This window comes from Actinosynnema sp. CS-041913, from assembly GCF_050942485.1.
In the GTDB taxonomy this organism is placed as follows: Bacteria; Actinomycetota; Actinomycetes; order Mycobacteriales; family Pseudonocardiaceae; genus Actinosynnema.
In genome coordinates this window covers 9060654-9080365 of the sequence record NZ_CP192037.1, presented here as the reverse complement: position 1 = coordinate 9080365, position 19712 = coordinate 9060654, and the positions used below count along the sequence as shown (strand labels likewise).

The following is a 19712-nucleotide window of genomic DNA, read 5'->3' as shown; positions in this document are numbered from 1 at the left end:
TTTCTCGTCCGTTCTCCTGGCTGGGCAGCCTACGCCCGATTACTGGCGGGTAACCACCGGAGCGTGGCCGATCACATAAACTAGTGGGACGTTCGTTCAACTTGTTGGAGGCTCGTCGTGGTGTACCTGCTCCTCGCGGTGGCCATCGTGGGTGAGGTCGTGGCGACCGTGTCGCTCAAGCTGTCGGACGGGTTCACCAAGCCGTGGCCGCTGGTGGCGGTGGTCGTCGGGTACCTCGTCGCGTTCACCTCGCTGGGGTTCGTGCTGAAGCTCGGGATGCCCATCGGGGTGGCGTACGCGATCTGGTGCGCGTTCGGCATCGCCGCCGTCGCGGCCGTCGGGGTGGTGCTGTTCAAGGAGCCGGTCAACCTCACCATGGTCGGCGGCCTCGTGCTCGTCGTGCTCGGCGTGGTGGCGATCGAGCTGGGCAGTGCGTCCGCCGGCTGACGGGCGGCGGGCGCGCGGCGACCGCCGGCGGCGGGCGATCCTGGCGGCGACGCTGCGGGTGATCGAGCGGGACGGCGTGGCCGGGGTGTCGCACCGTTCCGTGGCCCGCGAGGCCGGGGTGCCGGTGTCCTCGTCGACCTACTACTTCGCGACTTTGGACGACCTGCTGATCGCGACGCTCACGTGGTCCGCGCGGGAGATGGCGATGGGGTTCGGTGCGGTGGAGCCCACGCCCGGTTCGGTGGCGCGGTTCCTGGCCGAGGCGGTGGGGCCCAACCGGGGCCGGACGCTGGCGGAGTACGAGCTGTACCTGCTGGCGGCGCGGCGTCCCGAGCTGCGGCCGGCGGCCCGGCGGTGGATCACCCTGCTGTCGTCGGTGTTCGGCACGATGGAACCGGCGGCGTTCCTCGGGTTCGTGGCGGCGCTGGACGGGTTGCTGATCCAGGGCCTGATCGCGGATTTCCCCCCAACGGCGGAACTGCTGGAGCCGGTCGTGTCCCTTCTGATGCCCTCGCGATGACCTTCACGCGGGACACTGGGGCCATGAGGTTCGCCGGACGCGAGTCGTGGCAGGTGTCGCACGGGACGAATCAGACGGTCAACACCGCTCTGTTCCTCCGCGACACCCTGGCGCTGTCGGTCGACACCGTGCCGGAACTGCCCGGTCTGGACCCCTCGGTCCCGGTGTTCGTGCCGCCCGGGGTGGATCGGAGCGGGGCGGCGGAGGAGTGGTTGGGCTGGTGGGCCGATGTGCTCGACCACGCTCGGACGGAGCTGCCTGCCGGGTCGCCCATTGATGTTTCCGGGCCGTCGTTGGCTGTTCGGCCTTGTTTGCGGGCTGCGGTGTTGGCGTTGCGGCAGGCGGCTGCGGAGTACGAGCGGGTGTACTCGGGGCGGTCGCCCGGGGCGTTGCCGATCGGGGAAGTGGTGCGGGGGGTGGAGAGTCGGATCGGGCGGTATGTGAAGCCGTTTCGGCTGGTGATCACGGTGGTTTCGGTGCAGGGGCTGGTGTGGGAGCGGATGACCGAGTCGCATGTGATCGCTTCGGAGCGGTATCTGAACGATCCTGCCCGGTGTGCGCCTGCCTTGCGGGCGGTGGTTGAGGCGTTGGCTTGAGGCGTTTGCGAGGGGTCTCGGCGGCTCTTGGTTGAAGAGCGTTCGAGCGTGCTCGCTGGCTCGTGACGAAGAGCGACGCTCGCCGCTGGGCTGGCCGCCAAGGATGATCACAAAAGCAGGACTCGGGCGTCGTGCCATCCCCGTATGACCTGGTCAAAGACCACCACCCTTGGGTGGGGAGCGCAAGCGGAAAGCGTGCTTGCACTCCCCACCCAAGCGCGGTTGCCCTGCGGGCAGGCCATACGGGGATGACACGCAGCCCACCCGGGGGTGTGCGCGCTGCGCGCGCCGACTGCGAAGAGCGCGGAGCGCGCCGGGCGTCGGGTGGTGGCGGTGTGTGGGCGCTGACCGATGAGGTAGGGACAGCCCCCGTATGGGGTCGGGGGCTTTCCCGGTGTCCTGGGGGCGTGGTGGCCCCTAGTTTGGTGGCAATGACCTTGATGCCTGAGGGGGCAGTGGTGGTTAAGCGGATCGCGTTGGCGGCCGTCGCGGCGGTGGCTGTGGCGGGGGCGCTGTCGTCTTGTGTGCGGCTGGTGCAGAACAGTTTCAACGATCGGCACGAGGTGACTGAGACGGTTTCCACTGTTCGGCTCCAGAACGGGTCGGGGAACGTCGTGCTGCGCAGTCGGGACGGGGCTTCCGGCACCGAGGTGAAGCGGAACGTCGAGTACCCCAAGGACGCTGACAAGCCGACCGGGGTCACGCATCGCGTGGAAGGCGACACGCTCGTCCTCGACGGGTGTGGTAGTCGGTGTTCGGTCAACTACGAGGTGACCGTTCCCACCAAGGACGTCAAGGTCCTCGGGGACAACTCGTCCGGTGACGTCACGCTGGACGGGGTGGCCAGTGTCGAGATCAGCGTCGGGTCGGGCAATGCCACCGTGCGCAACGTCGCCGGCGTGGTTCGGGTCGACAACAGCTCCGGGGACGTGACCGCGTCCGACATCGGGGGCGAGTTCAACGGCAAGGTCGGGTCCGGGGACATCCGGCTGTCCAAGATGCGGGGCGCCGTGCTCGTCGACAACAACTCCGGCAACATCGACGTCGAGATGGGCGTCGTGCAGTCCGTCCGGGCCGAGGCCGGCTCCGGCAACGTCAACGTCCGCGTCCCCAAGGGTGCCTACCGGGTGGAGGTCGAGGCCGGCAGTGGGGACAAGACCATCGACGTCAAGAGCGACCCGGGTGCCTCCGTCGAATTGATCCTGCGGTCCAACAGCGGTGACCTGACGTTGCGCGCCGTCTAGGCGTTCTGCTCGTACGCCGCTCGCAGGAGCGCTTCCACCTCTCCGTCCACCTCATCGGTCCCGGTCAGCGACACCTTGTGGGTCGCCTGGCCGGGACCGCCCGCTGTCAGGCGGTCGGTGGGTGGCGGCTCGGTGAAGCGCAGGCCCAGGTCGACGCGGCTCGTCAGGGCTTGGACGGCGGCGAACTGGCGGCCCCGGACGAACGGCACGTAGGTCGACCGGCCTTCTGCCCGCACGTCCTCGCCCAGGGCGAGGGCCAGCACCGCTATCCGGTCGTACACGGGTCGCAGGATCGCCTTGCGTCCGTTGTACTGGGAGTCGACGTACTCCGCGAGAGTCGGTTCCACCCAGCCCGCCGCTCGGGCCGCCGCGTCGGCGATCGCCCACTGCGAGTTCTGCTTCACGCCGTGCGCGTCCCGCAGCCACCCGCGGACCGCCTTCCGGTCGAGTGGGTCCAGGTCCGCTGCCGCGACCAGCGCGACCCATTCGTCCAGCGTGCGGCCGGTGCGTTCGAGCATCGACCCGGTGACGGCGGCCATCATGTCGGCGGGTGAGTCCATGTCCACAGTGTCCCGGATCACCACCCGGCGGGAACACCGGAAGCCTCCCGGTCGTTGGACGAGCAGAAAGATTGAGCCGAGTGGACTCAAGTCCGGGATTCCTGGCAAACTTGAGCCGACACCGCTCAACGCGGGGCTCTCACAGACGCACTACCAGGAGGAATCCAAATGGCGCGAGCGGTCGGCATCGACCTGGGGACGACCAACTCTGTCGTCGCGGTTCTCGAAGGTGGCGAGCCGACGGTCATCGCCAACTCCGAGGGGTCGCGGACCACCCCGTCCATCGTCGCCTTCGCCAAGAACGGCGAGGTGCTCACAGGTCAGCCCGCGAAGAACCAGGCGGTGACCAACGTCGACCGGACGATCCGGTCGGTGAAGCGGCACATCGGCACGAGCTGGACGACCGACGAGATCGACGGCAAGAAGTACACGCCGCAGGAGATCAGCGCGCGCGTGCTGATGAAGCTCAAGCGCGACGCCGAGGCGTACCTGGGCGAGGAGATCACCGACGCGGTGATCACCGTCCCCGCCTACTTCGAGGACGCGCAGCGGCAGGCCACCAAGGAGGCCGGCCAGATCGCGGGCCTCAACGTGCTGCGCATCGTCAACGAGCCCACCTCCGCCGCCCTGGCCTACGGCCTGGACAAGGGCGAGAAGGAGCAGACCATCCTGGTCTTCGACCTCGGTGGCGGCACGTTCGACGTCTCGCTGCTGGAGCTGGGCGACGGCGTGGTCGAGGTGCGTGCGACGTCCGGCGACAACCACCTCGGTGGCGACGACTGGGACCAGCGCATCGTCGACTGGCTGGTGGAGCGCTTCAAGCAGTCCAGCGGCATCGACCTGACCAAGGACAAGATGGCGCTCCAGCGGATCCGCGAGGCCGCCGAGAAGGCGAAGATCGAGCTGTCCAGCTCGAACAACGCCGGCATCAACCTGCCCTACATCACGGTCGACTCGGACAAGAACCCGCTGTTCCTGGACGAGACGCTGTCCCGCGCCGAGTTCCAGCGGATCACCAACGACCTGCTGGAGCGCACCCGCTCGCCGTTCAACAACGTGATCAAGGACGCCGGCATCTCCGTCGGCGACATCGACCACGTGGTGCTGGTCGGCGGCTCCACCCGGATGCCCGCGGTGGCCGAGCTGGTCAAGGAGCTGACCGGCGGCCGGGAGCCGAACAAGGGCGTGAACCCGGACGAGGTCGTCGCGGTCGGCGCGGCGCTCCAGGCCGGTGTGCTGAAGGGCGAGGTCAAGGACGTCCTGCTGCTCGACGTCACCCCGCTGTCCCTGGGCATCGAGACCAAGGGCGGCGTGATGACCAAGCTGATCGAGCGCAACACGACGATCCCGACCAAGCGGTCCGAGATCTTCACGACGGCCGACGACAACCAGCCGTCCGTGCAGATCCAGGTCTTCCAGGGTGAGCGCGACTTCGCGGCGGACAACAAGAAGCTCGGCATGTTCGAGCTGACCGGCCTGCCGCCCGCCCCGCGTGGCGTCCCGCAGATCGAGGTCACCTTCGACATCGACGCGAACGGCATCGTGCACGTGTCCGCGAAGGACATGGGCACGGGCAAGGAGCAGCGGATGACGATCACCGGCGGCTCGGCGCTGCCGAAGGACGACATCGACCGGATGATCAAGGATGCCGAGGCGCACGCCGAGGAGGACAAGCGCCGCCGCGAGGAGGCCGAGGTCCGCAACCAGGCCGAGACGCTCGTCTACCAGACCGAGAAGGTCGTCAAGGAGAACGACGAGAAGATCCCGGCCGACGTCAAGGACAAGGTCAAGGCGGCGATCGAGGAGACCAACGAGGCGCTGAAGGGCACGGACATCGCCAAGGTCCGGTCCGCGGTGGAGAAGCTGGCCACCGAGTCGCAGGCCATCGGGCAGTCCCTGTACGCCAACACGGGCGCGGCCCCGACCGCCGACGCGCCGACCGGTGACACCCCCGGCGCGGCGGGCGCGAAGGCCGACGACGTGGTGGACGCCGAGATCGTGGACGAGGACGAGAAGAAGTGACCCACCCGCACCCGGAAGAGCAGCCACACGTGGTGGTGCGCGACCGCCGTCGCATCGACCCGGAAACCGGCCAGGTGCGCCCTCCCGCCCCGGAGGACGCACCCGGCGCCGGCCCTTCTCAGACCGCGCCGCCCCAGGGCAGCCCGTCCCAGGGCGGGCCGACCGAGGGTGGGCCGGTGCAGGGCGGGCCGGTTGCGGGTGGCGCGGGTCAAAGCGGGCCGACCGAGGGCGGCGGCAAGCACGCCGCTCCCGAGGCCGACTCCACCGTCGGCAACCAGGCCGGTGACCCGGCCGGTGACCCGGCAGGCGACTCGGATGCCGACCCGGCCGCCGAACTGAAGGCCCAGTTGGACGAGCGGACCGCCGACCTCCAACGCCTCACCGCCGAATACGCCAACTACCGCAAGCGCGTAGACCGCGACCGCGAACTGGTGATCACCACCGCCAAGGCCCAGGTGGCGAACGACCTCCTGGCCGTCCTGGACGACATCGAACGAGCAGGCGCCCACGGCGACCTGACCGGCGCGTTCAAGGCCGTGGCCGACAAACTGGTAGGCGCCCTACACGGAGTAGGCCTGGCACCGTTCGGCCACGAGGGCGAACCCTTCGACCCGTCCGTCCACGAGGCAGTGCAACACAGCACCTCCCCGGACGTGACAGGCCCAACCGTGACCGCCGTCCTACGCCGCGGCTACCGCTTCGGCGAACGAGTCCTACGCCCAGCCCTGGTAGCCGTAACCGACCACGAGCCGGCCCCGGAACCACCCGAACAATCCAACGAGTCACCCTCCGAACAACAGCCAGACTGAGCCGCGAGGTCGCGTCGGTAGTTCGTGGCTCATTTCCTGACGATCACGCTTTTCGATCGGCAGGAAATCAGCCGCGAGCTGCCGACTTCCCGGCGACCGAGCCCGCCGTCTGCGGAGCAGCGGCAATCCAACACAGGGGTCCGCGTGAGTGCTAGGGACTGGATCGACAAGGACTTCTACCGCGAGCTGGGCGTCTCCTCCGACGCCTCGGCCGACGAGATCAAGAAGGCGTACCGGAAGCTGGCGCGGGAGCTGCACCCCGACGCCAACCCCGGCGACGCCAAGGCCGAGGCGCGGTTCAAGTCGGTGTCCGAGGCGTACGGCGTCCTGTCGGACCCCGCGAAGCGCAAGCAGTACGAGGAGGCCCGCCGCCTGTTCGCGGGCGGCGGGGGTTTCCCCGGCGGGTTCGGGCAGGGCGGCGGGTTCGACGTCGGCGACCTGTTCGGCCGGCAGCAGCAGGCCGGTGGGATGGGTGGGCTGGGCGACCTGCTCGGCGGCCTGTTCAACCGGCGGGGCGGCACCGCGTCGTCGGCCACCCGGCCGCGGCGGGGCGAGGACGTCGAGACCGACGTCCGGATCGACTTCTCCGAGGCCGTGAAGGGCGCGACGGTGCCGATGCGGCTGTCCAGCCCGGCCACCTGCACCACCTGCGCGGGTTCCGGCGCACGGCCCGGCACGTCGCCGCGCACCTGTCCGAACTGCGGCGGCGCGGGGCTGGTGACCCGCAACCAGGGCGCGTTCGCGTTCTCCGAGCCGTGCGCCGACTGCCGGGGCACCGGGCGGATCGTGGACGACCCGTGCCCGGACTGCGGCGGCGACGGGGTGAGCACCAAGACCCGCACGCTGACCATCCGCATCCCGGCGGGCGTGGACGACGGGCAGCGGATCAGGCTTGCCGGGCAGGGCGAGCCGGGGCGCAACAACGGGCCCAACGGCGACCTGTTCGTCCGCGTGCACGTCAACCCGGACCCGGTGTTCGGGCGGTCGGGCAACAACCTGACCGTGACGGTGCCGGTGACGTTCCCGGAGTTGGCGCTCGGCACGACGTTGACGGTGCCCACGCTGGACGGCAAGGTGACCTTGAAGGTGCCCGCCGGCACGGCGTCCGGCCGGGTGCTGCGGGCCAAGGGCAAGGGCATCGCGAAGCGTGACGGGCAGGTGGGCGACCTGCTGATCACGTTGCAGGTGGCCGTGCCGAACAACATGGACGCCGCCGCGCGCGAGGCGTTGGAGGCGTACGCGGCGAAAACCGCCCACCACGACCCGCGGGCGGACCTCAACGCCTTGGTGGAGAAGAGGTCGACATGACTTTTCCGTTCCCGCCCGGGACGAACGAGGACACCCCGTTCTTCGTGATCTCCGTGGCGGCGCAGCTCTCCGGCCTGCACGCCCAGACACTCCGGTCCTACGACCGGCTGGGCCTGGTGTCGCCGGGGCGCACGTCCGGTGGCGGGCGGCGGTACTCCATGCGGGACATCGTCCTGCTCCGGGAGGTGCAGCGGCTCTCCCAGGAGGACGGTGTCAACCTCGCGGGCATCAAGCGGATCATCGAGCTGGAGAACGAGGTGGGCGCGCTGCGCGCCCGCGTGACTGAGCTGACCGAGGAGCTGGCGTCGGCCCTGGCCGCCGCCGAGCACGCGGCGGCGTCCGTGCACGCTTCCCTGCGCCGCGACCTCGTGCCGGTCCGGCACGAGACGGCCCTGGTGGTCTGGAAACCGAACCGCAAGCGCTGAGCCCCGATCGGTCCGCGTAGCCGCACCGCCGGCTCTGAGCGGGCGGCAATCCGCGTGACCGGGCCGCGAGCGCCGAACCGCGAGCGCCGAGCCGCGAGCGCCGAACCGCCAGCGCCGAGCCGCGAGCGCCGAACCGGCGTCAGTCCAGCGTGAACGGGTCGTACTTGATCCGGTCCAGCGGGGTGCCGGCGACCAGCATCCGGGACACCGTGGCGCGGATCATCGACGGCGAGCCGCACACCAGCACGTCCCGCTCCTCCCACGCCCCGTAGCGGGTGATGACGTCGGCCAGGGTGCCCTGCTCCACGCCGCGCACGCCGGGGTCGGACTCCAGCACCGGCACGACCGTGAGCCACGGGTTGCTCGCCGCGACGCGGTGCAGGTTGTCCAGGTCGTAGAGGTCCTCGCGGGTCCGGCCGCCGACGAACAGGTGCACCCGCGGGTTCTCGCCCCACTGCGCCATCTCGTCGATGATCGCGTGCATGGGCGCGACGCCCGTGCCGCCGGCCACCATGAGCACGTCGTTGCCCGACTTGCGGTCGACGTGCAGGCGGCCCATCGGCGGCCCGAGGCGCCACACGTCGCCGGGCTGCGTGTGGCCCACGACCGACCGGCTCACCCAGCCGCCTTCGACCGAGCGCACGTGGAACTCGATGATGCCGTCGTCGCGCGGGGCGTTGGCGGGTGAGAAGTACCGCCACAGCCGGGGGCGTTGCGGCGTCTCGACGCTCACGTACTGGCCCGCGCGGTAGCCGACGGGGTGGTCGGGCTGGAGTCGCACGACGGCCAGGTCCCAGCTCACCCGCTGGTGCTCCAGCACGGTGGCGTGCCAGTAGGCCGGCCCGTCGTCGGCCGCCGCCGCCTCCTGCATGGCGCGGGCCATGATCGTGTACGCCTCGGCCCAGGCCAGCTCGACCTGCGGCGTCCACGTCGGGCCCGCGTACTTCTTCACGGCCGCCAGCAGGGCGGTGCCCACCGACTCGTAGTGCACGTTGACCACGCCGAACTTCCGGTGGTCGCGGCCGAGTTGGCGGAGGAACGGGATCAGGTCGTCCGGGCGGTCCACCATCTGCACGACGTGGACGAGGGCCCGCAGCAGCCTGCTCCGCTGCACCTCCATGTTGGCGGGGAACATCTCGCGGGTCGCCGGCGCGAGGCTGAACAGCATGCCGTAGAAGAACTTCGCGACCTCGTCCTGGCGCGGCTCGACGACCGCGAAGCTCTCCCGGATCATCCGCACCATCGCGGTGACACCCGGAGGAGGTTCTCGGTGAGGAGGGCTCGGGAGTGGGCTCAACACAGCGTTCGCAGTCATGGTCCGGGCGCAGTCTCCACGTTTCTGGCGGCGCCAGCAAGGCGCTACGTCCTCGTCAAGCTTCCATCCCCGACGGTGCGAGGCTAGCCCGTCGACTGGCCGGTTGACTCCTTGATGCCACCTTCGAGTGCACAGCGATTACGTTTGGTTACTGCCTGTTGCAACAATCGGGCGAAAATTGCCGGACACCTGTACCGGGTACGCCGATTGCGTCCCCCGGTCCGGCGACCCGTCGTACCAGCCGGTATTCCGCGGGTCACGCCCCGCGCCGCGCGGTCCGCGAAGCGGGGCGTCACTCGGGTGGCGGCTGGTTCTCCGCACCGGTGCGGTGTGCCGGAGCGACCTGTGGATTCACACCTGCGGATTGTGGATAACCGCCCCCGCGATGTGGACAACCTCACTACGACATGTGGGTGACGAGGTCAGGAGGTCGCGGCCCGCTCCGCTGCGCTGCGTTCCACGCAGAACTCGTTGCCCTCCGGGTCGGCCAGCACTACCCAGCCCGTGCCGTCCGGCCGGCGCTGGTCGTCGAACAGGGTGGCGCCGATCCCGAGCAGCCGCTCCACCTCCTCGTCCCGCGTGGAGTCGGGCTGGAGGTCGAGGTGGACCCGGTTCTTCACCGACTTGCCCTCGGGCACCTGGATGAACAGCAAGTCGGGACCTTCGGGCAGCGCGATCAGCACCTCCGGGTCGCCGGGTTGGTCGTCGTCGGCCGGCGGCCGGCCGGTCACCAGGCTCCAGAACCGGCCCAGTTCGTAGGCGTCCCGGCAGTCGATCGTGATGTGGCGCACGAGTGAACTCATCCGCCGATCTTCACGGCCGGCCGGCCGGGACGCACCGGAATTACCCCCCGTACGGGACGGTGATGATCTCCAGCCGGTGGCCGTTGGGGTCCTCGAAGTAGACGCCCCGGCCGCCGTCGTTGGTGTTGATCTCGCCGGGCTGCCGGGAGAACGGGTCCGCCCAGTACGGCAGGCCCCGCTCGCGCACCCGGCCGAAGATCTCGTCGAACTCGGCGTCGGACACCAGGAACGCGTAGTGCTGGGAGGTGATCTCGCCGGTCACCGCCATGACGTCCAGCGAGACCTCGTTGGCGGTCTCGACGCACAGGAACGGCCCGAACGGCACGGCGGGCGGGAAGCCGAAGACCTCCACCAGGAAATCGGCGGTGGCCCGGGGGTCGTGAGCGGAAACGATGGTGTGGTTCAGCTTCACGGTCATGTCACGCACCGTAAAACCTCGATGATGGTCGAGGTCAAGGCGTGGCCCACGACACACCCGTTCGGCTAGGTTGAGCGGAACTGACTCAACTTTTCTGCCGTTGAGCGGGATGACGGCCGGTTTGGAACGCTGGCCTGGCGCACGAACACGGCATGACACGGCCGACCGAGGTGAGGAATGGACGCTTTCAACCCGACCACGAAGACCCAGCAGGCGGTGTCCGCCGCGGTGCAGGCGGCAACCGTCGCGGGCAATCCCGACGTCAGCTCGGTCCACCTCCTCGGCGCCCTGCTGGCCCAGGGCGACGGCCTGACCGCGCCGCTGCTGTCCGCCGTGGGCGCCGACCCCCAACTGGTGCGCAAGGAGCTGGAGCAGCTCGGCCGCGGCCTGCCCGCCGCGAGCGGCTCGTCGGTGTCCGCGCCCCAGCTCTCCCGCGACGCGGTCCGCGTGCTCGGCAAGGCCCAGGAGCTGGCGACCGAGATGGGCGACGAGTACGTCTCCACGGAACACCTGCTGGTGGGCCTGTCCGAGCAGGGCGGCCAGGTCGCCGACCTGCTCCGGCGGCACGGCGCGACGCCGGACGCGCTGAAGGAGGCGTTCGGCAAGGTGCGCGGGTCCGCGCGGGTGACCAGCCCGGACCCGGAGGGCACCTACAAGGCGCTGGAGAAGTACGGCGTCGACCTCACCGAGCGCGCCCGCAAGGGCGAGCTGGACCCGGTGATCGGCCGGAACACCGAGATCCGCCGGGTCGTGCAGGTGCTGTCCCGGCGCACCAAGAACAACCCCGTCCTGATCGGCGAGCCCGGCGTGGGCAAGACCGCGATCGTGGAGGGCCTGGCGCAGCGGATCATCGCCGGCGACGTGCCCGAGTCGCTGCGCGGCAAGCGGGTCGTGGCGCTGGACCTGGGCGCGATGGTCGCGGGCGCGAAGTACCGGGGCGAGTTCGAGGAGCGGCTGAAGGCCGTGCTCAAGGAGATCACCGACTCGGCGGGGCAGGTCGTCACGTTCATCGACGAGCTGCACACCATCGTCGGCGCGGGCGCGACCGGCGAGTCCGCCATGGACGCGGGCAACATGATCAAGCCGATGCTGGCGCGCGGCGAGCTGCGCATGGTCGGCGCGACCACGCTGGACGAGTACCGCGAGCACATCGAGAAGGACGCCGCCCTGGAACGCCGGTTCCAGCAGGTCCTGGTGGGCGAGCCGTCCGTGGAGGACACGATCGGCATCCTGCGCGGCCTGAAGGACCGGTACGAGGTGCACCACGGCGTGCGCATCACCGACGCCGCGCTGGTCGCCGCCGCCACGCTGTCCGACCGGTACATCACCGCCCGGTTCCTGCCGGACAAGGCGATCGACCTGGTGGACGAGTCGGCGTCCCGGCTGCGGATGGAGATCGACTCCCGCCCGGTCGAGATCGACGAGGTGGAACGGGCCGTGCGCCGGCTGGAGATCGAGGAGATGGCGCTGGCCAAGGAGTCCGACGCCGCCTCCGTCGAGCGGCTGGCCGCGCTGCGCGCCGAGCTGGCCGAGCAGCGCGAGACGCTGGCCGCGCTGACCGCGCGCTGGCAGAACGAGAAGGGCTCGATCGAGAAGGTCCGCGACCTGAAGGAGCAGTTGGAGCAGCTCCGCGGGGAATCCGAGCGCGCCGAGCGCGACGGCGACCTGGGCCGGGCCGCCGAGCTGCGGTACGGCCGCATCCCGGCGTTGGAGAAGGAGCTGGAGGCCGCGACCCGCACCACCCAGGACGCGGCCGTGATGCTGAAGGAGGAGGTCGGCCCGGACGACGTCGCGGATGTCGTGTCGGCGTGGACCGGCATCCCGGCGGGCCGCCTGCTGGAGGGCGAGACGGCGAAGCTGCTGCGCATGGAGGACGAGCTGGCCAAGCGCGTCGTCGGCCAGGCGGAGGCGGTGCGCGTGGTGTCGGACGCCGTGCGGCGGACCCGCGCGGGCGTGGCCGACCCGGACCGGCCGACCGGCAGCTTCCTGTTCCTCGGCCCGACCGGCGTGGGCAAGACCGAGCTGGCCAAGGCGCTGGCCGAGTTCCTGTTCGACGACGAGCGGGCGATGATCCGGATCGACATGAGCGAGTACTCCGAGAAGCACTCGGTGGCCCGCCTGGTCGGCGCGCCCCCCGGCTACGTCGGCTACGACCAGGGCGGTCAGCTCACCGAGAGCGTCCGGCGGCGGCCGTACAGCGTGGTGCTGCTGGACGAGGTGGAAAAAGCTCACCCGGACGTGTTCGACGTGCTGCTCCAGGTGCTGGACGACGGCAGGCTGACCGACGGCCAGGGCCGCACGGTCGACTTCCGCAACACCATCCTGGTGCTGACCTCGAACCTCGGCTCGCAGGTCATCGCGGACGCCAACCTCGACGAGCGGCAGCGCAACGACGCCGTCATGTCCGTGGTCCGCACGCACTTCAAGCCGGAGTTCCTCAACCGGCTGGACGACGTGGTGGTGTTCCACGCGCTGGCCACCGAGGAGCTGACCTCGATCGTGGACATCCAGGTCGACCGGCTGGCCCGGCGGCTGGCGCAGCGGCGGCTGACGCTGGAGGTCAGCCCCGCCGCGCGGGAGTGGCTGGCGATCAACGGCTTCGACCCGGTCTACGGGGCGCGCCCGCTGCGGCGGCTCGTGCAGTCGTCCATCGGGGACCAGTTGGCGAAGGAGTTGCTGGCCGGTGAGGTGCGGGACGGCGACACGGTCACCGTGGACGTGCTGAACGACCAATCAGGACTGATCGTGGGTAGGAATGGGTAACGGGTTGGGCCGATCACTCGAACCACCCGGCAATTGATCTTCGTTCTGTCGGTCGCTGCCGCTACCCTCGCAGTCGTGGGCATACCGGCGTGGGTCTGGTTCACCGTCGCCGCGGTCGCGGGGGTGGCGGGGTTCGCCCTGCTCGCCACCGACCGGGCGCAGCGAACCGCGCGCAACCGCGAACGGCGGCGGTGGGCGGCGTTGCGCGGGTGGCAGTTCGAGGAGACCGACCACGTGCTGCCCACCCGCTGGGAGAGCGGCGCGATCGCGTACTACGGCACGGGCGTGGCGAAGGACGTGGTGGCGGGCTCGACGTTCACCGCCGACGGCCGCCGCCAGGTCTACGTGCTCGACCACGAGACCGGGGGCAAGGTCAACTCGGTGCTGGTGGGCGTGCGCTGCCGGCGTGCCCTGGGCGTGGTGATCGAGCTGTGGCTGCCCAGCGTGCCGTTCCAGCGCGACCAGATGCCCGACCTGCTCGGCCCGGTCGGCTCGCGGTACGCCTTCGTCGGCGAGCTGCCCGCCGCCCGCAAGCTGATCACGCCGGACCTGGTGGACGCGGCCGAGGAGATCGGCGCGGACGTCACCGTGGTCTGGCTGGAGAACGACTGGGTGCTGGCGGCTGCGCCGCCGAACTCGACACCCGCCCGCCTGGAACGACTGTTGCGCGACCTGGGGGAGTTGGCTGACGTGGTCGACCCGTTCGACGCCGATCCGGAGACCGAAACCGGTGGCGAGGTCCACCGCCCGCAGTTCGGCCGCAAGCCGTGACCCCGCCGCTCGCCCTGGTCACCGGCGCGACGGCCGGGATCGGGGCCGCTTTCGCGCGCCGGCTCGCCGCCGAGGGCCACGACCTGGTGCTGGTCGCCCGCACGGTCGGCCGGCTGGAGGAGACCGCCGGGCAGCTCCGCGCCCGGCACGGCGTGCAGGTGGACGTGCTGCCCGCCGACCTGGCCGCCGAGGACGGCCGCGCCAAGGTCGAGGAGCTGCTGGCGACCCGCCCGATCGACCTCCTGGTGAACAACGCCGGGTTCGCCATTTCGGGTGAATTCTTCACCGCCGACGCGGCCACCCTCCAGGCCCAGCTCGACGTGAACGTCACCAGCGTGCTGCGGCTGACCCGCGCCGCGCTGCCCGGCATGGTGAAGCGCCGCCGGGGCGCGGTGGTCAACGTGTCCAGCATCGCCGGCTTCCTGCCCGGCCGCGGCTCGACCTACAGCGCGGACAAGGCGTGGGTGACGGCGTTCTCCGAGGGCATGGCGCAGGCGACAGCGGGCACCGGCGTGCGCGTGCTGGCGCTGTGCCCCGGCTTCGTGCACACCGAGTTCCACGAGCGCGCGAAGATCGACATGACCGGCACGCCGGACTTCCTCTGGCTGGACGCGGACCGCGTGGTGCACGACTGCCTCGCCGACCTGCGGGCCGGCCGGCAGCTCTCCATCCCCGGCCTCCAGTACAAGGCGATCGCGACGCTGAGCAGGCTCGTCCCGCGCCCGCTGCTGCGCGCGATGGCGTCCCGCGCGGCCGGAGCCCGCGGCCGTACTTGATCACCGGCGGCGATTGCCGCCGCACGGAGGGAACCCGACGACCGTTCGGACCGTCCCACTCCCCGACTTGGAGGAGGAGGAACCGTCCATGGGTGAAGGCTTCAAGGTCGAGCCTGCCGAGTTGCACGGGTACAGCGAACTGCTGACCCGCAACGCGCAGCACTTCCTGACCATCAAGGACCACGCGGTCACCAAGGGCGGTGACACCTCGGGCTTCACGGGTCTGCTCACGCTGCTCCGACCGGTCGTGACCGGCGTGGCGAACCTCTACGGCGAGACGCTCGACTTCGCGAACACGATGATGACCAAGGAAGCCGAAGGGCTCACCAAGGCCGCCGACCTGTACGCCAAGGGCGAGGAAGCCGCGATGAGCCTCCTCGACCAGGTGCTCGCGAAACTCGCCGAGGCCGCGCAGGCGCCCACCCTGGGAGGTGGCCGGTGACCGCGTACGCCGACGTCGAAGACCCCTCGGTCGCGCTCCGGGCCGCCGCCGAGGACCGGCCGGGCAGGCAGACCACCAAGGAACTCATCGAGAAGGCCGGCTGGAAGATCCAGGGCGTCAACTGGATCTATGAGAAGGTCACCGGCGAGAACCTGGTCGAGTCGCTGATCAGCCCGCTGCTGGGCGACTTCGAGAAGATCGACGCCAACGCCAACGCGTGGGACCAGACCGCGAAGGCCCTGGACTCGGTGCGCCACAACGTGGGCGCGGGGGTCGAGCAGCTCTCGCCGCACTGGGACGGCGACGCGGCGCAGGCGTTCGAGCTGCGGATGAACACCATGTGGGTGCTCGCCATCGAGGCGGACTCGCAGGTGGCGCGGATCATCGGCAACAAGTTCCAGTCGATGGCCTCGACCTGCCGCACGGCGACCGGGCTCGCGCTGACCCTGCTGGACAAGCTGGTCACCAAGCTGATGGAAGCCGTGCTGATGGCGCCCATCCCGGTGGTCGGCTGGGGCCGGGCGGTGTGGATGGTCTACGACGCCATCCAGATCGTGGACGCCATCCGCAAGATCATCCTGTCCATCCAGACCATCATCGAGGGCGTGCAGGGCATGGTCGACGGCATCGTCGCCATGGGCACGGCGCTGGCGAAGCTCAAGGACGTGCGCGACGTCAACGACCTGCTCGACGTGGTGGACGGCGTCCAGGACGGCAAGCAGAAGTTCGACAACGGCAAGTCCGCCGTGAAGTCGGGCGCGTTCAGCCTCGCGCTGGACGGCTACGGCCTGAAGAGCGCCGTCGGCGGCACCGGCCGGTACAGCGCGGGCGCGTCCGGCGGTGGCGGTGGCGGTGGAGCGGGCGGTGGCGGCGGTGGTGGCGGTGCTCCGGCTCCCGCCCCGAGCGGCGCCGGTGGCGGAGGTGGGCAGTGACGTTCCCCTATGACCGGGCGCGGTTGGACGCGCTGGTCGCCGACGTGGACCAGCGGATGGCGGACGCCGAGCGGATCTCGCGGGAAGCCGTCCAGGTGAAGCTGAGGTCCAAGGGCCTGTCCGAAGCGGACTACGCCGAGATCTCCCGGTTCGCCAACAGCTCCGCCGCGCCGCCGGAACTGCGTGACCTGGCCCGCCGGATCGACGCGGGCGAGATGACGTGGCAGGACATCGCGTCCGGCGAACGGGCGGGCGACGAGAGCGTGCAGAACGCGTTGCAGTCCGGCGTGCCGGAACTCCAGCGCGCCTACAACGCGCTGGAGGAGGGCAACGACCCCGAGGACGTCGTCGCCGCCGGCACCCCGCGCCCGGCCGGTCGTGACGATGACGACGAGCCGGGGCGGTTCACCGAGGACGCCTGGTAGTTCGCGGTTCCGGCGCAGGGGTTCCGGCGCAGGGTGTCGGCGCAGGGTGTCGGGCTGATGCCGGTCAGGCGGCGGGGAAGTCGAACCCGCCGCCCCCGGTGTGGTTGGTGCCGACGCCTCGGACGATGTCGAAGACCAGCCCGGTCGCGAGTGCGAGCGACCGGGCTGGTTCGGCCGCGCCGGGGTGCAGCCGCAGCACGTCCTGGCGCACCCGCCGGCCGTCGCGCCGCGCGATCGCGCCCTGCGTGAAGCCGGCGACGTCGCCGAAGTAGCAGATCCGCCGGCCGGACGGGTCGAGCAGCGCGTAGTGGCTGCGGCTCTCCTTGCGCACCGAGCCGATCGGCACGCCGTCCGGGCGGGACACCTGCGTCGGCGGCTTGCCCGGTCCTTTCCGGATCAGCAGCAGCGGCTGCCCGAGGTGCGACACCACCAGGTCGAACGTCGTGCGGCCGGAGAAACCGGTGGCGCGCAGGAGTTTGCGCAGCGGCCCCAGGCGCTTCCGCTCGGCCACCGCCACGACCGGCGCGCCGTGCTCGGTGTAGGCGTGGGTCTCGTACCGGGTGCCGAACAGGTGCCGGGCGGCGCCCCACGGCTGCTCGATGACCAGAGTGTCGGGAAGCGTCACGGTGTGCCAGCGTACGGGCGTATGACAGTCTTGGGAGCCGTGCGAACTGAAGTGGTTCTGGACTCCGGCGCCAAGGCTGAACTGGCGCGGCTGGTGAGCGAGTTGGCCGTCGTGCACGGCAGGGTGACGTTGTCCTCGGGGGCCGAGGCCGACTACTACATCGACCTGCGGCGCGCGACGCTCCACCACGCCGCCGCCCCCTTGATCGGCAAGCTCCTGTGCCAGCTCACCGCCGACTGGGACTACGTCGCGGCGGGCGGGCTGACGTTGGGCGCCGATCCCGTCGCGTGCGCGATGATGCACGCCGCCGCCGCGACCGGGGACGTGCTGGACGCGTTCGTGGTGCGCAAGGCGACCAAGCAGCACGGGATGCAGCGCCGGATCGAGGGCATCGAGGTCGCGGGGCAGCGGGTGCTCGCGGTCGAGGACACGTCGACGACCGGTAGCAGCGTGTTGACGGCGGTGGCCGCGTTGCGCGAGGCGGGCGCGCAGGTCGTCGGTGTCGCGACCGTCGTGGACCGGGGCACCGGGGCGCGTGAGGTGATCGAGGCCGAAGGCCTGCCGTACCGCTACCTGCTGGACCTCGCCGATCTCGGTTTGGCCTGATGGCAGGCCTCATCCTGCTACTGGTGGTGCTGGCGATCCTCGGGGCGGGGGTGGCCGTGGGGTTGGCGCGGCGCAAGCGCAACCCGTTCACGAACCGGCAGTTCGTGAACCAGTGGGAGCAGGGGATGCGGGCCCTGGAGGCCTCCCTGGGCTGGCGGTTCGTCGGCGAGGACCAGGGCTTCCAGGAACGCGTGCCGCAGATCGGCCGGATGCTGGAGGCCGACCGGAGCCGGGTGAAGTTCCAGCTCGTCGGCCACTGGCGCGGCGTGCCCGTGCTGGCGGTCGAGGTGGTGCTGCGCGCGGACAACATGGTGACCTCCGAGTACCGGACGTACTCGGTGGTCGTCGTGCCCCGCCCGATGCCGGGTCCGTGGGTGTTGATCAGCCCGCGCAACGACAGCGTGTGGGGCCTGTTCGAGCAGTTCGTGGCCACCGGCGACCCGGCCTTCGACGCCCGCTACGAGGTGCGGCGCAAGAACCCGGCGTTCGCGTCGGCGCTGCTCGCGTCCGGCCTGCCCCAGGCGCTGCTCCAGGACCCGCGGGCGAACGGCGTGGCGATCGCGTTCGACGAGCACAACATGGCGGCGGCCGTGCCGGGCCCGATCCTCCAGGCACCGCTCGGGCACCTGGCCGACCTGCTGCTGGACGTGGCGTCCCGGGTTCCCTGGCAGGCGCTGCCCCGCGGGTGACGCGCGTTATATGGCGCGCACTGGCCGGCAGCCCGGCCTACCCTGGAGTACAGGGAGGTCGCTATGGTCGCGCGCGCGCTCGCCGAACTGGTCGTGGTAGTCCACTTCGGAGTGCTGCTCTTCCTGGTCGTGGGCGGTTTCCTGGCCTGGCGCTGGCCCCGCCTGATCTACCCGCACCTGGCGATGGCGGCGTGGGGCCTGCTGGTCGTCACGTTCCCGCTGGACTGCCCGCTGACGTGGCTGGAGAACACCTTCCGCGCCGCCTCCGGCCAGCCGGCACTGGCCACCGGCTTCATCGACACGTACATCGACGGCGTCCTGTACCCGGAATCCGCGGCGGGCACCGTGCAACTCCTGGTGGGGCTCGTGGTGGTCGGGTCGTGGGCCGGCTACTACCTGAAGCGGCGGGCTCACCACCCGTGCGGTTCCGTGGCGTCCCCCAATCAGCGCTGACGGGCTTCGCCATGATGGCCCGATGAGGGTCACGCTGGAGGGTTTCCACGCGGTCAAGCACGCGCTGCGGTTCGGTGGGGACGTCGATCCCCTCCTGGTGCTCGATGCCGAGAAGGCCTTGGCGTTCGCCCGGTCCCACGCGCCCGACCTGGTCGCTGTCTTCGCGGAACGGGCGCGGGAGGTCGACGCCGCCGAGTTCACCCGGGTGATCGGGCGGGCGCACCCGACCGGTGTCGGCGGGCTGGCCGACCGGCCCGGTTTCGACCCGGGGCTGGTCGCACGGACCGGTTCCGACCCGGGACCGGTCGCACGGACCGCGCCGTTGGTGCTGCTGGACAACCCGCGCAACCTCGGCAACTTCGGCGCGGTGATCCGGGTGGCCGCCGGGCTGGGCGCCGGTGGCGTGGTGTCGGTCGGGGATGTCGACCCGTGGCACCCCAACGTCGTGCGGGGCAGTGCCGGGTTGCACTTCGCCCTGCCGGTGGGCCGGTTGGCCGGCGTCGGTGGTGTCGACGGGCTCGACGGGATCGGCGGCGAGGTGATCGCGTTCGACGCCGACGGCGAAGACCTGCGGGACGTGCGGATACCCGACGACGCCGTGCTGGCGTTCGGGTCCGAGCGGCACGGGTTGTCGGACGCCGTGCGGGAGCGGGCCGACCGGGTCGTGTCGCTGCCGATGCGGCCGAAGGTGTCCAGCTACAACCTGACCACGAGCGTCGCGATGGCGCTCTACCACTGGGAACTGTTCCGGCGAGCTTCTTGA

23 protein-coding genes are annotated in these 19712 nt (G+C 70.6%); 18 read left to right on the top strand and 5 right to left on the bottom strand.

Annotated features, from left to right (window positions below; translation table 11 throughout):
- The first annotated feature begins 117 nt into the window (after window positions 1–117).
- The 4 genes from ACQPZF_RS41225 to ACQPZF_RS41210 all read left to right on the top strand — a co-directional run bounded on the left by ACQPZF_RS41225 (window position 118) and on the right by ACQPZF_RS41210 (window position 2807).
- Window positions 118–447, top strand: coding sequence for a DMT family transporter (locus ACQPZF_RS41225; protein WP_433266577.1), 330 nt, complete (start codon window positions 118–120; stop codon window positions 445–447).
- Window positions 431–967, top strand: coding sequence for a TetR/AcrR family transcriptional regulator (locus ACQPZF_RS41220; protein WP_433266575.1), 537 nt, complete (start codon window positions 431–433; stop codon window positions 965–967). The genes ACQPZF_RS41225 and ACQPZF_RS41220 overlap by 17 nt, the downstream gene beginning before the upstream one ends.
- 23 nt (window positions 968–990) lie before the next feature.
- On the top strand, window positions 991–1563 hold the full coding sequence (locus ACQPZF_RS41215) for a hypothetical protein (protein WP_433266572.1): 573 nt from the start codon (window positions 991–993) through the stop codon (window positions 1561–1563).
- A 440-nt stretch (window positions 1564–2003) separates the two neighbouring features.
- Window positions 2004–2807 carry a DUF4097 family beta strand repeat-containing protein gene (locus ACQPZF_RS41210; protein WP_433266570.1) on the top strand — a complete coding sequence of 268 codons (804 nt, stop codon included), beginning with the start codon at window positions 2004–2006 and terminating at the stop codon, window positions 2805–2807.
- Here the strand turns inward: ACQPZF_RS41210 and ACQPZF_RS41205 are convergent.
- A complete protein-coding gene (locus ACQPZF_RS41205) occupies window positions 2804–3367 on the bottom strand; it encodes a DUF5655 domain-containing protein (RefSeq protein WP_433266568.1) in 564 nt (187 codons plus the stop codon). The genes ACQPZF_RS41210 and ACQPZF_RS41205 overlap by 4 nt on opposite strands.
- A 168-nt stretch (window positions 3368–3535) precedes the next feature.
- On the opposite strand from ACQPZF_RS41205, the gene dnaK reads away from it, so the two are divergent.
- The 4 genes from dnaK (at window position 3536) to ACQPZF_RS41185 (ending at window position 7931) form a co-directional block, all read left to right on the top strand.
- Window positions 3536–5389 carry a molecular chaperone DnaK gene (gene dnaK / locus ACQPZF_RS41200; protein ID WP_433266566.1) on the top strand — a complete coding sequence of 618 codons (1854 nt, stop codon included), beginning with the start codon at window positions 3536–3538 and terminating at the stop codon, window positions 5387–5389.
- Complete coding sequence (gene grpE, locus ACQPZF_RS41195; protein WP_433266564.1) at window positions 5386–6198, top strand: nucleotide exchange factor GrpE; 813 nt, start codon at window positions 5386–5388, stop codon at window positions 6196–6198. The genes dnaK and grpE overlap by 4 nt, the downstream gene beginning before the upstream one ends.
- A 144-nt stretch (window positions 6199–6342) precedes the next feature.
- Entirely contained in the window at window positions 6343–7506 is a 1164-nt protein-coding gene (gene dnaJ / locus ACQPZF_RS41190; RefSeq protein ID WP_433266562.1) for a molecular chaperone DnaJ, read from the top strand.
- Complete coding sequence (locus ACQPZF_RS41185; RefSeq protein WP_433266560.1) at window positions 7503–7931, top strand: heat shock protein transcriptional repressor HspR; 429 nt, start codon at window positions 7503–7505, stop codon at window positions 7929–7931. Before dnaJ ends, ACQPZF_RS41185 begins: the two co-directional genes overlap by 4 nt.
- 139 nt (window positions 7932–8070) lie before the next feature.
- Here the strand turns inward: ACQPZF_RS41185 and ACQPZF_RS41180 are convergent, their stop codons facing one another.
- The 3 genes from ACQPZF_RS41180 to ACQPZF_RS41170 form a co-directional block, all read right to left on the bottom strand.
- The gene (locus ACQPZF_RS41180) at window positions 8071–9174 is read right to left on the bottom strand and encodes an FAD-binding oxidoreductase (RefSeq protein WP_433266558.1); all 1104 of its coding nucleotides are present in this window, start codon (window positions 9172–9174) and stop codon (window positions 8071–8073) included.
- A 494-nt stretch (window positions 9175–9668) separates the two neighbouring features.
- Window positions 9669–10049 carry a VOC family protein gene (locus ACQPZF_RS41175; protein WP_433266556.1) on the bottom strand — a complete coding sequence of 127 codons (381 nt, stop codon included), beginning with the start codon at window positions 10047–10049 and terminating at the stop codon, window positions 9669–9671.
- Window positions 10050–10089: 40 nt separating this feature from the next.
- Entirely contained in the window at window positions 10090–10467 is a 378-nt protein-coding gene (locus ACQPZF_RS41170) for a VOC family protein (RefSeq protein ID WP_433266554.1), read from the bottom strand.
- A gap of 177 nt (window positions 10468–10644) precedes the next feature.
- On the opposite strand from ACQPZF_RS41170, the gene clpB reads away from it, so the two are divergent.
- The 6 genes from clpB (at window position 10645) to ACQPZF_RS41140 (ending at window position 16576) form a co-directional block, all read left to right on the top strand.
- Complete coding sequence (gene clpB, locus ACQPZF_RS41165) at window positions 10645–13230, top strand: ATP-dependent chaperone ClpB (RefSeq protein WP_433266552.1); 2586 nt, start codon at window positions 10645–10647, stop codon at window positions 13228–13230.
- A gap of 75 nt (window positions 13231–13305) precedes the next feature.
- Window positions 13306–14001 carry a hypothetical protein gene (locus ACQPZF_RS41160; protein WP_433266550.1) on the top strand — a complete coding sequence of 232 codons (696 nt, stop codon included), beginning with the start codon at window positions 13306–13308 and terminating at the stop codon, window positions 13999–14001.
- Window positions 13998–14777, top strand: a complete 780-nt coding sequence (locus ACQPZF_RS41155) for an SDR family NAD(P)-dependent oxidoreductase (protein ID WP_433266548.1) — start codon at window positions 13998–14000, stop codon at window positions 14775–14777. Before ACQPZF_RS41160 ends, ACQPZF_RS41155 begins: the two co-directional genes overlap by 4 nt.
- An 88-nt stretch (window positions 14778–14865) precedes the next feature.
- Window positions 14866–15219 carry a hypothetical protein gene (locus ACQPZF_RS41150; protein WP_433266546.1) on the top strand — a complete coding sequence of 118 codons (354 nt, stop codon included), beginning with the start codon at window positions 14866–14868 and terminating at the stop codon, window positions 15217–15219.
- A complete protein-coding gene (locus tag ACQPZF_RS41145) occupies window positions 15216–16151 on the top strand; it encodes a WXG100 family type VII secretion target (protein WP_433266544.1) in 936 nt (311 codons plus the stop codon). Before ACQPZF_RS41150 ends, ACQPZF_RS41145 begins: the two co-directional genes overlap by 4 nt.
- Entirely contained in the window at window positions 16148–16576 is a 429-nt protein-coding gene (locus tag ACQPZF_RS41140; RefSeq protein ID WP_433266542.1) for a hypothetical protein, read from the top strand. The genes ACQPZF_RS41145 and ACQPZF_RS41140 overlap by 4 nt, the downstream gene beginning before the upstream one ends.
- 64 nt (window positions 16577–16640) lie before the next feature.
- Here the strand turns inward: ACQPZF_RS41140 and ACQPZF_RS41135 are convergent, their stop codons facing one another.
- On the bottom strand, window positions 16641–17201 hold the full coding sequence (locus tag ACQPZF_RS41135; protein WP_433266540.1) for a hypothetical protein: 561 nt from the start codon (window positions 17199–17201) through the stop codon (window positions 16641–16643).
- Between the two features lie 51 nt (window positions 17202–17252).
- Here ACQPZF_RS41135 and pyrE point away from each other — a divergent pair, with 51 nt between their 5' ends.
- The 4 genes from pyrE to ACQPZF_RS41115 all read left to right on the top strand — a co-directional run bounded on the left by pyrE (window position 17253) and on the right by ACQPZF_RS41115 (window position 19712).
- On the top strand, window positions 17253–17807 hold the full coding sequence (gene pyrE, locus ACQPZF_RS41130; protein WP_433274950.1) for an orotate phosphoribosyltransferase: 555 nt from the start codon (window positions 17253–17255) through the stop codon (window positions 17805–17807).
- Window positions 17807–18496 carry a hypothetical protein gene (locus ACQPZF_RS41125; RefSeq protein ID WP_433266539.1) on the top strand — a complete coding sequence of 230 codons (690 nt, stop codon included), beginning with the start codon at window positions 17807–17809 and terminating at the stop codon, window positions 18494–18496. The genes pyrE and ACQPZF_RS41125 overlap by 1 nt, the downstream gene beginning before the upstream one ends.
- A 63-nt stretch (window positions 18497–18559) precedes the next feature.
- Window positions 18560–18949 (top strand): DUF2784 domain-containing protein, encoded by a 390-nt coding sequence (locus ACQPZF_RS41120; protein WP_433266537.1) that lies wholly within the window; start codon window positions 18560–18562, stop codon window positions 18947–18949.
- 22 nt (window positions 18950–18971) lie between these two features.
- A complete protein-coding gene (locus ACQPZF_RS41115; protein ID WP_433266535.1) occupies window positions 18972–19712 on the top strand; it encodes a TrmH family RNA methyltransferase in 741 nt (246 codons plus the stop codon).

What these genes read in the sequence shown, in the direction of transcription:
- ACQPZF_RS41210 (WP_433266570.1), top strand. Translation starts at nt 2,004, where the DNA reads ATGCCTGAGGGGGCAGTGGTGGTTAAGCGGATCGCGTTGGCGGCCGTC.
- clpB (WP_433266552.1), top strand. Translation starts at nt 10,645, where the DNA reads ATGGACGCTTTCAACCCGACCACGAAGACCCAGCAGGCGGTGTCCGCC.
- ACQPZF_RS41120 (WP_433266537.1), top strand. Translation starts at nt 18,560, where the DNA reads ATGGTCGCGCGCGCGCTCGCCGAACTGGTCGTGGTAGTCCACTTCGGA.
- dnaK (WP_433266566.1), top strand. Translation starts at nt 3,536, where the DNA reads ATGGCGCGAGCGGTCGGCATCGACCTGGGGACGACCAACTCTGTCGTC.
- ACQPZF_RS41170 (WP_433266554.1), bottom strand. Translation starts at nt 10,467, where the DNA reads ATGACCGTGAAGCTGAACCACACCATCGTTTCCGCTCACGACCCCCGG.
- ACQPZF_RS41125 (WP_433266539.1), top strand. Translation starts at nt 17,807, where the DNA reads ATGGCAGGCCTCATCCTGCTACTGGTGGTGCTGGCGATCCTCGGGGCG.
- ACQPZF_RS41205 (WP_433266568.1), bottom strand. Translation starts at nt 3,367, where the DNA reads ATGGACTCACCCGCCGACATGATGGCCGCCGTCACCGGGTCGATGCTC.
- ACQPZF_RS41215 (WP_433266572.1), top strand. Translation starts at nt 991, where the DNA reads ATGAGGTTCGCCGGACGCGAGTCGTGGCAGGTGTCGCACGGGACGAAT.
- ACQPZF_RS41150 (WP_433266546.1), top strand. Translation starts at nt 14,866, where the DNA reads ATGGGTGAAGGCTTCAAGGTCGAGCCTGCCGAGTTGCACGGGTACAGC.
- ACQPZF_RS41185 (WP_433266560.1), top strand. Translation starts at nt 7,503, where the DNA reads ATGACTTTTCCGTTCCCGCCCGGGACGAACGAGGACACCCCGTTCTTC.
- ACQPZF_RS41115 (WP_433266535.1), top strand. Translation starts at nt 18,972, where the DNA reads ATGAGGGTCACGCTGGAGGGTTTCCACGCGGTCAAGCACGCGCTGCGG.
- ACQPZF_RS41175 (WP_433266556.1), bottom strand. Translation starts at nt 10,049, where the DNA reads ATGAGTTCACTCGTGCGCCACATCACGATCGACTGCCGGGACGCCTAC.
- ACQPZF_RS41180 (WP_433266558.1), bottom strand. Translation starts at nt 9,174, where the DNA reads ATGGTGCGGATGATCCGGGAGAGCTTCGCGGTCGTCGAGCCGCGCCAG.